Below are 10568 nucleotides of genomic sequence, written 5' to 3' on the forward strand. Positions count from 1 at the left end.
AGTGGATCTGCACTTCGGTGACAGCAAGCCGACCGACGAGGAACGGGCGGCGGTCGACGAGCTGCTCGGCCCGGCGTCGACGGCATGGGAAGGCGCGGACGACCGTACGGACACGGATCTGCGCTGGGCACGGGGCGGCCGCGAGGCACGCGAGCGGCGAGACCTGCTGTTGCCGGGGCTGCACGCGATCAACGACCGGATCGGCTGGATCAGCGAAGGCGCGCTGGACTATCTCTGCCGACGGCTCACGGTGCCGCCGGCCGAGGCGTACGGCGTCGCCACGTTCTACGCGATGTTCGCCGTCAAGCCGCGGCCCGCGAAGGTGCTGCACGTCTGTACCGACCTGGCCTGCGCCGCGCACGGCTCCGGGGCGCTCTGCGCGGCCCTGGAGGAGCGCCTCGGCGCGGCGGGCTCGGCCTCCGGCGGTGTGGTCTGGCAGTCGAGTCCCTGTCTGGGCCTGTGCGAGCGGGCTCCGGCGGCACTGGTGATCCAGGCGGGCGCGCCCTCCGGGGCCGCCCCCTCCCGAGCCACCCCTGACGCCGGCTCCGCGCGGGACGGCGCGGAGCCGGCACCCGCTCCCTGGGGCGCCCGCCCCTCCTGGCCGGCCGCGGCGGACCCGGCGGGCCCGCTGCGGCCGGCCGGCGCGGTGAACGGCGCACAGGACGGCGGGCGTCCCGAGGGCACGCCCCAGGAGCCCGCGCCCCGGCCCTACGCGACGGCCGTCATCGCGCCCGCGACCGCCGAGGCGCTCGTACTCGCGGCGGCGGAGCCCCAGGCGGCACCTCCCGAACCGGCCGCCGCCATGGCCGTACCGCAGGCCGGGCAGCCGGGGCTGACCCTGCTCCGGCGCGTCGGGGTGGTCGATCCGTACAGCCTCGACGACTACCGCGCGCACGGCGGCTACACGGCGCTGCGGCGGGCGTTCGACCTCGGGCCCGCCGGAGTCATCCGGGAGGTCACCGACTCCGGTCTGGTGGGCCGCGGCGGCGCCGCCTTCCCCACCGGCCGCAAGTGGCAGGCCACCGCCTCGCAGCCCGCACACCCGCACTATCTGGTGTGCAACGCCGACGAGTCGGAGCCCGGCACCTTCAAGGACCGGGTGGTCATGGAGGGCGACCCGTACTCCCTGATCGAGTCGATGACCGTCGCCGGCTACGCGGTCGGCGCGTCGCGCGGCTTCCTCTATCTGCGCGGCGAGTACCCGCGCGCCCTGCGCCTCCTCCAGAACGCGATCGACCAGGCGCGCGCCCGGGGGCTGCTCGGGGACGACATCCTCGGGCAGGGGTACTCCTTCGACATCGAGATCCGGCGCGGCGCGGGCGCGTACATCTGCGGCGAGGAGACCGCGCTGTTCAACTCGATCGAGGGCTACCGGGGCGAGCCGCGCTCCAAGCCTCCGTTCCCCGTGGAGAAGGGCCTGTTCGGCAAGCCCACCACCGAGAACAATGTCGAGACGCTGATCAATGTGCTGCCGATCCTCACCGAGGGCGGCCCGGCGTTCAAGGCGATCGGCACCGCCCAGTCCACGGGCCCCAAGCTCTTCTGTGTCTCGGGCAATGTGGAGCGCCCCGGCATCTACGAGCTGCCGTTCGGCGCCACCCTCGGCGAGCTGCTCGATCTGGCGGGCCCCTCGCCCACCATGCGGGCGATCCTGCTGGGCGGCGCGGCGGGCGGTTTCGTACGGCCCGACGAGCTGCACATCCCGCTCACCTTCGAGGGCACCCGGGCCGCGGGCACCACACTCGGCTCGGGGGTGGTGCTGGTGCTGGACGACACCGTCGAACTGCCCAGAATCCTGCTCCGTATCGCCGAGTTCTTCCGTGACGAGTCCTGCGGGCAGTGTGTGCCCTGCCGGGTCGGCACGGTGCGCCAGGAGGAGGCGCTGCACCGGATCGTGGACCGCACCGGCGCCGCGGCGGCCGGCGACATCGCGCTGCTGCGCGAGGTCGGGCAGGCCATGAAGGACGCCTCCATCTGCGGTCTCGGACAGACCGCGTGGAACGCCATCGAGTCCGCCATCGACCGTCTGGGGGCCTACAAGTGACCGCGATACCGCTGCAACTGCCGCGCCGTCTCATCGAGTTCACGCTCGACGGCCAGGAGACCCGGGTGCCGGAGGGCTCCACGATCCTGGACGCGTGCCGGGCCGCGGGCAAGGACATCCCGACGCTCTGCGAGGGCGACACACTGACGCCGAAGAACGCCTGCCGGGTCTGTGTGGTCGAGGTCGAGGGCGCGCGTGTGCTGGCCCCCGCCTGCTCGCGCAAGGCCGAGGCCGGTATGACCGTCAGTACGGACAGCGAGCGGGCCCGGCACAGCCGGAAGATCGTCCTCGAACTCCTGGCCTCCTCCACGGACCTCTCGACCACGCCGAGGGCCGCCGAGTGGATCAAGGAGTACGAGGCGAAGCCCGAGCGCTTCGGCGAGGACGCGGCCCGGCTCAACGAAGAACCAAAAGTTGATAATGATCTGTACGTTCGCGACTACGACAAGTGCATTCAGTGTTACAAATGTGTCGATGCGTGTGGCGAGCAGTGGCAGAATTCCTTCGCGATCTCGGTGGCAGGCCGCGGTTTCGACGCACGTATCTCGACCGAGCACGACACTCCGCTCACCGATTCGGCGTGTGTTTACTGTGGCAACTGCATTGAGGTCTGTCCGACCGGAGCACTCAGCTTCAAGACGGAATTCGACATGCGGGAAGCCGGCACATGGGACGAATCGGCCCAGACGGAGACGACCACGATCTGCGCTTACTGCGGCGTCGGCTGCAATCTGACACTGCATGTGCAGGAGAATGAGATCGTCAAGGTCACCTCTCCGCACGACAATCCCGTGACGCACGGAAACCTGTGCATCAAGGGCCGCTTCGGCTTCCAGCACGTACAGCAGCGCTGAGCGCCAGACGAGTAGGACTGATCACCATGGGACGGGTCACCGAACGCCGTCGCACCATCCGTATCCGGGACGGGGCCACCTCTGCCCGGCCCGACACTCTGGTGGCGGAAGAGCCACTGGAGATCCGGCTGAACGGCAAGCCGCTCGCCATCACGATGCGCACGCCCGGCGACGACTTCGCGCTCGCCGCCGGTTTCCTGGTGAGCGAGGGCGTGCTCGCGTCGAACGCCGACGTACGGTCCATCGTGTACTGCGCCGGGGCGAAGGCCGACGGCTCGAACACGTACAACGTGGTCGACGTCCAGCTCGCCCCCGGCGTCCCGGTCCCGGACATCACGCTGGAGCGCAACGTCTACACGACCTCGTCGTGCGGACTGTGCGGCAAGGCCAGCCTGGACGCCGTCCGGACCACGGCCCGCTTCCCGATCGGTGACGACCCCCGGCTCCGGGTGGAGCCGGAGCTGCTCGCCGACCTGCCCGACCGGCTGCGGGCGGCACAGCAGGTCTTCGACCGGACCGGGGGCCTGCACGCGGCGGCGCTCTTCACGGAGGCCGGCGAGATGCTGGACGTCCGGGAAGACGTGGGCCGGCACAACGCGGTCGACAAGCTGGTCGGCCGGGCGCTGCGGCAGGATCTGCTGCCGCTGTCCCGGGCGATCCTGCTGGTGTCGGGCCGTGCCTCCTTCGAGCTGGCGCAGAAAGCCGTGATGGCGGGGATTCCGGTGCTGGCGGCGGTGTCCGCACCGTCGTCGCTCGCCGTCGACCTCGCGGCGGAGACCGGGCTGACCCTGGTCGGATTTCTGCGCGGCTCGTCCATGAACGTGTACGCGGGCGACGAGCGTATCGCCCTGCACACCGGGGTGTGACACTCCCCGCTGCACGGGATGACGGCCCGGCCGGCGGGGAGCGCCCCCTGCGTCGGCCGGGCCCATTCCGGCACTGACTCGACACACTGGCGGCACCGACGATATCGGTGCCGCCAGTGGTGTGTGCGTGTTGTTTCGTTCCGGGCGGGCGGTGCCGGGCTGCGTTCAGCCCGCGCCGCCGAGCACCTGGGGCAGGGCGCGGTCCTCGTCCGCGTTTCCGGCGGGCGGCGAGGACGCCCGGCGGCGTGCCAGTAGCGCGCAGACCATGATCTGGAGCTGGTGGAAGAGCATCAGCGGCAGCACCGCCAGGCTCGCCTGCGGGCCGAACAGCACGCTCGCTATCGGGAGCCCCGACGCCAGGCTCTTCTTCGAACCCGCGAACTGGATCGCGATCCCGTCCGCCCGGCCGAAGCCCAGGCGTTTCGCCCCGTACCAGCTCAGCGTCAGCATCGCCGCCAGGAGCGCCGCCTCGACCAGGAGCAGGGACGCCAGGTCCGCCGGGGTCACCCGGTGCCAGACGCCCGCGGTCATGCCTTCGCTGAACGCCGTGTAGACGACGAGCAGGATCGACCCCCGGTCGACGGAACCCAGCAGCTTGCGGTGCCGGACGACAAAGCCGGACACCCGGCGCCGCAGCAACTGCCCCGCCAGGAACGGCAACAGGAGCTGTGCCACGATCCCGGCCACCGAGCCCGCGGAGATTCGCCCGCCCCCGCCGCTCATCAGCAGTGCCGCCAGCAGCGGTGTGATCACGATGCCCGCGAGGCTGGAGAACGACCCGGCGCAGATCGCCGCCGGCACATTGCCCCGCGCCATGGAGGTGAACGCCACCGACGACTGCATCGTCGAGGCCACCAGACAGAGGAAGAGCACCCCGGTGTAGAGCTGAGGGGTCAGCAGATACGGTACGAGCCCCCGCGCGGCCAGCCCCAGCAGCGGGAAGAGTACGAACGTACAGGCCAGAACGGTCACGTGGAGCCGCCAGTGCCGCAGCCCGTCGAGCACCTCGCGGGTGGAGAGCCGCGCCCCGTACAGGAAGAACAGCAACGCCACCGCACCGGTCGTCGCACCGCCCACGGCCCCGGCCGCCCGCCCCGACGCCGGGAGCAGGGCCGCGAGGCCCACGGTCATGAGCAGCGCCAGGACGAACGGGTCGACGGGGAGCCGGGACGGCATCCGCGTGCGTGGGAAATTGCGGCGGAGAGGGCGGCTGTTCATATGCTCCCCTGCTGGCTCGTTGTCGGGTACACGGCGTACCCGCCCGCCCATGCTGCACTCGTCCCACTTGATCGGGAAAGCCGTACACATCGCTCACTGTTATCGGCCAACGCGATAAACACCGACAGAACCGCGTACCCTGGCCGCGTGTACGACCCCGGACAGCTCCGTACCTTCCTGGCCGTGGCGCAGACCCTGAGCTTCACTCGGGCCGCCCGCCGGCTGGGGCTGCGCCAGTCCACGGTGAGCCAGCACATCCGCCGCCTGGAGGAGGCCACGGGCAGGCCGCTGTTCAGCCGCGACACCCATCGCGTGGAGCTGACGGAGGACGGCGAGGCCATGCTCGGCTTCGCCGGGACGATCCTGACGGCCCACGACCGCGCGGCGGCCTACTTCGCGGGTACGCGGCTGCGCGGCCGGCTCCGCTTCGGCACCTCGGAGGACTTCGTCCTGACCCGGCTGCCGGAGATCCTGGAGTCCTTCCGGCGCGACCATCCCGAGGTGGACCTGGAACTGACGGTCGGGATGTCCGGCAGCCTGCACGCACGCCTCGCTGCGGGCCGTCTCGATCTCGTACTGGCCAAGCGCCGCGGGGGCGACACCCATGGCGAGCTGGTACGGCAGTCCGTCCTCGACTGGATCGGGGCGCCCCGGCTGCGGATCGACCCGGACCGCCCGCTCCCGCTGATCCTCTTCCCGCCGCCGGGCATCACCCGCGCCCGCGCGCTGGAGGTGCTGGAGGCACAGGGCAGGCGCTGGCGCGTGGCATGTACGAGCGCGAGCCTGAGCGGGCAGATCGCGGCGGCCAGCGCCGGCCTTGGCGTCATGCCCCATACGCGCGCGCTGATCCCGCCGGGTCTGGTGCCCGTACCGGCCTCGGCGGGGCTGCCCGAGCTGGGCGAGGTGGACTACGTACTGCTGCACCGCGAGGGCCGCGGGCCGGCGGCGGCCCAGGAGGCCGCGGACGCGCTGGCCTCGGCGATCCTGGCGGGCGGCGACCGGCTGCACCGGCCGCCCTCCGACATCTGACGGACCGGACCGGGCCCTGCCCGCGGACACCCGGCGGACCGGCCGGGCCCCGCTCCGTACCGGCCCAGTACGGGTAGAGACCAATATCCCGCACCGTAGAGCGCGCGTGTCAGTGCCGTACGGATTCGGTGGAGATTCCAGCCCCGCGTGCCGGCTCCGTGCCCGTCCGCCGTCGTCAACTCCCCCACTTCTTCCGTCTTTCCCACTCTGACCTGCACCAATAGCGCTCTGCCCGGATTCCGCTCGCACTCTCCCCCCGGGACGCGCGGTGGGGTACCGTCACCCGCGCTGCGCGGAGCGCCCCAGGAGCCGCCACAAGGAGCAAGTCATTGCACGAGTTCACCGTCCCCTCCCTGCCGGCCGCCCCCCATGTCGGTGGCCTCGCGGACGCCGTCTTCGCGCATGCGCTCGACGACCCGGACCATGTCGCCCTCGGCCGCAAGGACAAGGACGGCCGGTGGCGGGACGTCACCTCCGCCGGCTTCCGTGACGAGGTGCTCCGGCTGGCGAAGGGACTGCTCGCACAGGGCGTACGGTTCGGGGACCGGGTCGCGATCATGTCCCGTACCCGCTACGAGTGGACTCTCTTCGACTTCGCGCTCTGGTCCATCGGCGCCCAGCCCGTCCCCGTCTACCCCACGTCCTCGGCCGAGCAGGTCCACTGGATGCTCCATGACGCCGAGGTCTCGGCCTGTCTGGTCGAGCACGAGGACCACGCCATGACCGTGGGCTCGGTGATCGACCGGCTGCCCCGGCTCAAACGGCTCTGGCAGCTCGACGCCGACGCGGTCGAGGAACTGTTCGCGGCGGGCGACGGACTGCACGACGAGATGGTGCACCGGCACCGCCGGGCGGTCACCCCGGACTCCGTGGCCACGGTCATCTACACCTCGGGCACCACCGGCCGCCCCAAGGGCTGTGTGCTCACCCACGCCAACTTCATGTTCGAGGCCGACACCGTACTGAGCCGCTGGGAACCGGTCTTCCACACCAGGTCCGGCGACGAGGCCTCGACCCTGCTCTTCCTGCCGCTCTCGCATGTCTTCGGGCGGATGATAGAGATCGCGGCGATCCGGGGCCGGGTGAAGCTGGGCCATCAGCCCGCGCTCCAGGCGAGCGCGCTGCTGCCCGATCTGGCCGCGTTCCGGCCGTCGTTCATCCTGGCGGTGCCGTACATCTTCGAGAAGGTGTACGGCGCGGCCCGGCGCAAGGCGGAGACCGAGGGGAAGACGGGCCCCTTCGACAAGGCCGTCGAGGTGGCGGTCCGGTACGCGGAGGCGCAGGAGCAGCGGGCCTTCGGCTTCGGTCCGGGGCCGTCCGCCGCGCTGCGCGTACAGCACCAGTTCTTCGAGAGGGCCGTCTACGGCAAGGTGCGCGAGGCGATGGGCGGCCGGGTACGGCACGCCATGTCCGGCGGTTCCGCGATGGACCGGCGGCTCGGGCTCTTCTTCGCGGGCGCGGGGGTCACGATCTACGAGGGGTACGGGCTGACGGAGTCCAGCGCGGCGGCCACGGCCAATCCGCCGGAGCGCACCCGCTACGGCACGGTGGGCCAGCCGATTCCGGGCACCTCGGTGCGTATCGCGGAGGACAGCGAGGTGTGGCTGCGCGGCGGCCATGTCTTCACCGGCTATCTCAACGACCCGCAGGCCAGCGGCGCCGTACTGCGGGACGGCTGGTTCGCCACCGGCGATCTGGGCGCGCTCGACGAGGACGGCTATCTCACCATCACCGGGCGGAAGAAGGAGATCCTGGTCACCTCCGGCGGAAAGAGCGTCTCGCCGCAGGCGCTGGAGGAGCGGGTACGGGCGCATCCGCTGGTGGCCCAGTGCATCGTGGTCGGCAATGACCGCCCGTATGTCGCCGCGCTGGTCACGGTGGACCGGGAAGCGGTGGACCACTGGCTCTCGGTCCAGGGCAAACCCCTGCTGAAACCGGCCGAGTTGGTACGAGACCGGGATCTGGAGACGGAGATCAGGCGGGCGGTGGTGGCCGCCAACACCTCGGTGTCCCAGGCCGAGTCGATCCGTACGTTCCGGATCCTGGCGCATCCGTTCACCGAGGAGCTCGGGCTGCTCACCCCGTCGCTCAAACTCAAGCGCAAGGCGATCGAGACCGCGTACGCCGCCGAGGTCGAAGCGCTCTACCGTTGAGGCGGAGGACGGGAATCCGTCCGTCGCTGTGATCGTTGGAACGGTCGTCGAAATGCCGACGCAGACAACACGGCACAGCCTCCGACGACGTTAGGATCGACCGCTCGTGACCAAGGTCCCCACCCTTACCCTCAACAACGGCACCGAGATGCCCCAGCTCGGCTTCGGAGTCTGGCAGGTGCCGGACTCGGAGGCGGTGAAGGCCGTCACCACCGCGCTGGAGGCCGGCTACCGCAGCATCGACACCGCCGCCGCATACGGCAATGAAGAGGGCACGGGCCAGGCCATCGCCGCCTCCGGGACACCCCGGGAGGAGCTGTTCGTCACCACCAAGCTGTCGAATGCCGACCAGGGGTACGACTCGGCCCTGCGCGCCTTCGACACCTCGCTGGCGAAGCTCGGCCTGGACTATGTCGACCTCTATCTCATCCACTGGCCCAGGCCGGCCGCCGGCATGTACGTGGACACCTACAGGGCGTTCGAGAAGATCCTCGCGGACGGCCGCGCCAAGGCCATCGGTGTCTCGAACTTCCTTCCCGAGCATCTGGAGCGGCTGATCGGCGAGACCTCTGTGGTCCCCGCCGTCAATCAGATCGAGCTGCACCCGCAGCTCGCGCAGGCCGAGTCCCGTGCCTTCCACGTCCAGCACTCCATCGTCACCGAGGCCTGGTCACCGCTGGGGCAGGGCAAGGGGCTGCTGGAGGTGCCCACGGTGGTGGCGGTCGCCCGGAAGCACGACAGGTCGCCGGCCCAGGTGGTGCTGCGCTGGCATCTCCAGCTCGGGCATGTGGCGATCCCCAAGTCCGTGACGCCGTCCCGGATCCGGGAGAACATCGAGGTGTTCGACTTCGAGCTGGACGCGGACGATCTGGCGGCGTTCGCGGCGCTGGACGAGGGGCGGCGGGTCGGCCCGCACCCGGCGACGTTCGGCGTCTGAGGCTCCGGGCTTCGGGGCTTCGGGGCTTCTGAGCCTCCGGGTTTCCGAGCCTCCGGGCTTCGGAGCCTCCGGGCTTCGGAGCCTCCGGGCTTCGGAGCCTCCGAGCCGGGGAGGCACCGCGCGGGTCCGGCCGCGGCAGACGGTGTCACGTGCCCGTCGCCGCGCCCGCGCGGTACTCCTGCGGGCTGACTCCCCGTACCCGCTTGAAGGCCGCGCTCAGCGCGAACGAGCCGCTGTAGCCGACCTTTCTGGCCACCGCCTCGACCGTCGCGTCCGTCCCGCGCAGCAGATCGGCGGCGAGCGCGAGCCGCCAGCCGGTGAGATACGCCATCGGGGGCTCCCCCACGAGTTCGGTGAACCGGCGCGCGAGGCCGGCGCGGGAGACCCCGCAGGCGGCGGCGAGTTCGGCGACCGTCCAGGGGCGGGCCGGTTCGCTCTGGAGCAGCCGCAGGGCATTGCCGACGGCCGGATCGGCCATGGCGCGGTACCAGCCGGGGGCTTCGGCGTCCGGCCGCGAGAACCACGCCCGGAGCACACCTATCAGCATCAGGTCCAGCACCCGGTCGAGCACCACGCTCTGGCCGGGTTCGTCCCGGGAGATCTCCTCGTCGAGGACCGTCATCAGCGGGCTGTTGGAGGCGGTGGCGGGGAGCTGGATCAGGGAGGGCAGGGCGTCCAGCAGCCGTCTGCTGACCTCACCGTCCATCTGGTACGTACCGATGAGGACGGTCGTACCGCCGTCGGAGGCGTTGCCCCAGGTCCGTACGCCCAGCCGCATGGACTGGGCGAGCGGCTCGCCCTCCAGGGTGTGGCAGACCCCGCCGGGTCCGATCAGCGCGCGGGGCGCGGTCCCCGGGCTGTCGGCGGTGGTGTACGGCTCGGGGCCGCGGGCGACCGCCACGGCCCCGGGGCGCAGCAGCACCGGTTCCGCGCCGCCGTCGGGGACGATCCACGCCTCGCCGCGAGTGACGCACATCAGACAGAGCGGGGCGCGGTCCTCGATCCGGACGGACCACGGCGGCTCCATCACCATGCGCAGCAGAAAAGCCCCCCGGGCCCGCGGTCCGTCCAGGAGTCCGGCGAGTACGTCCATGGTCACCAGCGTAAATGCACCGGAGAGCGGATCCGCCGCCGCACCGATCAGTTCGCGCCGTGTGCCGGGGCAATCTCCTCGACACGCCGCGCGAGCGTGAAGTCCTTCTCGGTGACGGCGCCTCCCGCGTCATGGGTGTGGACGGTGAGAGCAACGGACCTGTAGCCGAGCGTCAGATCGGAGTGATGGTTCAACTCCTCCTGGATCCGGGCGATATGGACGACCATGGCGGTGGCGGCGAAGTGGCTGCCGAGGCGGTAGGCGCGGGCGATCCGACTCCCCGTCAGGGACCAGCCGGGCAGTTCGCGCAGCCGGTCCTCGATCTCCTGCTGCGACAGCGGTGGGGTGGCCATGGGGCGGGGGCTCCTTCCGGG

At 71.1% G+C, this 10568-nt stretch carries 9 protein-coding genes; 6 read left to right on the forward strand and 3 right to left on the reverse strand.

The annotated features are described in order from the left end of the window. Window position 1 precedes the first annotated feature (1 nt). Genes WH07_RS23740 through fdhD form a run of 3 tightly spaced genes read left to right on the forward strand, consistent with a single transcriptional unit; the run spans window position 2 to window position 3764 of the window. Window positions 2-2044, forward strand: a complete 2043-nt coding sequence (locus WH07_RS23740) for an NAD(P)H-dependent oxidoreductase subunit E (RefSeq protein WP_046503643.1) — start codon at window positions 2-4, stop codon at window positions 2042-2044. Further along, on the forward strand, window positions 2041-2898 hold the full coding sequence (locus WH07_RS23745) for a 2Fe-2S iron-sulfur cluster-binding protein (protein WP_046503646.1): 858 nt from the start codon (window positions 2041-2043) through the stop codon (window positions 2896-2898). Before WH07_RS23740 ends, WH07_RS23745 begins: the two co-directional genes overlap by 4 nt. A 26-nt stretch (window positions 2899-2924) precedes the next feature. Beyond that, the gene (gene fdhD, locus WH07_RS23750; RefSeq protein WP_046503650.1) at window positions 2925-3764 is read left to right on the forward strand and encodes a formate dehydrogenase accessory sulfurtransferase FdhD; all 840 of its coding nucleotides are present in this window, start codon (window positions 2925-2927) and stop codon (window positions 3762-3764) included. A 165-nt stretch (window positions 3765-3929) separates the two neighbouring features. On the opposite strand, the gene WH07_RS23755 is transcribed toward fdhD, so the two are convergent. Next, window positions 3930-4982 carry a bile acid:sodium symporter family protein gene (locus WH07_RS23755; protein WP_046503651.1) on the reverse strand — a complete coding sequence of 351 codons (1053 nt, stop codon included), beginning with the start codon at window positions 4980-4982 and terminating at the stop codon, window positions 3930-3932. A 147-nt stretch (window positions 4983-5129) separates the two neighbouring features. Here WH07_RS23755 and WH07_RS23760 point away from each other — a divergent pair, with 147 nt between their 5' ends. The 3 genes from WH07_RS23760 to WH07_RS23770 all read left to right on the forward strand — a co-directional run bounded on the left by WH07_RS23760 (window position 5130) and on the right by WH07_RS23770 (window position 9101). Next, window positions 5130-6011, forward strand: coding sequence for a LysR family transcriptional regulator (locus WH07_RS23760; protein WP_046503654.1), 882 nt, complete (start codon window positions 5130-5132; stop codon window positions 6009-6011). Between the two features lie 353 nt (window positions 6012-6364). Next, window positions 6365-8164 carry an AMP-dependent synthetase/ligase gene (locus WH07_RS23765; RefSeq protein ID WP_046503671.1) on the forward strand — a complete coding sequence of 600 codons (1800 nt, stop codon included), beginning with the start codon at window positions 6365-6367 and terminating at the stop codon, window positions 8162-8164. A gap of 106 nt (window positions 8165-8270) precedes the next feature. Further along, on the forward strand, window positions 8271-9101 hold the full coding sequence (locus WH07_RS23770; RefSeq protein ID WP_046503656.1) for an aldo/keto reductase: 831 nt from the start codon (window positions 8271-8273) through the stop codon (window positions 9099-9101). A gap of 145 nt (window positions 9102-9246) precedes the next feature. On the opposite strand, the gene WH07_RS23775 is transcribed toward WH07_RS23770, so the two are convergent. Next, window positions 9247-10194: an AraC family transcriptional regulator gene (locus WH07_RS23775; RefSeq protein ID WP_046503659.1), complete on the reverse strand. Its 948-nt coding sequence runs from the start codon at window positions 10192-10194 to the stop codon at window positions 9247-9249. 47 nt (window positions 10195-10241) lie between these two features. Beyond that, the gene (locus WH07_RS23780) at window positions 10242-10547 is read right to left on the reverse strand and encodes a 4a-hydroxytetrahydrobiopterin dehydratase (RefSeq protein WP_046503663.1); all 306 of its coding nucleotides are present in this window, start codon (window positions 10545-10547) and stop codon (window positions 10242-10244) included. Window positions 10548-10568 lie beyond the last annotated feature (21 nt).

Source organism: Streptomyces odonnellii (assembly GCF_000981895.1).
In the GTDB taxonomy this organism is placed as follows: domain Bacteria; phylum Actinomycetota; class Actinomycetes; order Streptomycetales; family Streptomycetaceae; genus Streptomyces; species Streptomyces odonnellii.

What these genes read in the sequence shown, in the direction of transcription:
- fdhD (WP_046503650.1), top strand. Translation starts at nt 2,925, where the DNA reads ATGGGACGGGTCACCGAACGCCGTCGCACCATCCGTATCCGGGACGGG.
- WH07_RS23755 (WP_046503651.1), bottom strand. Translation starts at nt 4,982, where the DNA reads ATGAACAGCCGCCCTCTCCGCCGCAATTTCCCACGCACGCGGATGCCG.
- WH07_RS23775 (WP_046503659.1), bottom strand. Translation starts at nt 10,194, where the DNA reads ATGGACGTACTCGCCGGACTCCTGGACGGACCGCGGGCCCGGGGGGCT.
- WH07_RS23780 (WP_046503663.1), bottom strand. Translation starts at nt 10,547, where the DNA reads ATGGCCACCCCACCGCTGTCGCAGCAGGAGATCGAGGACCGGCTGCGC.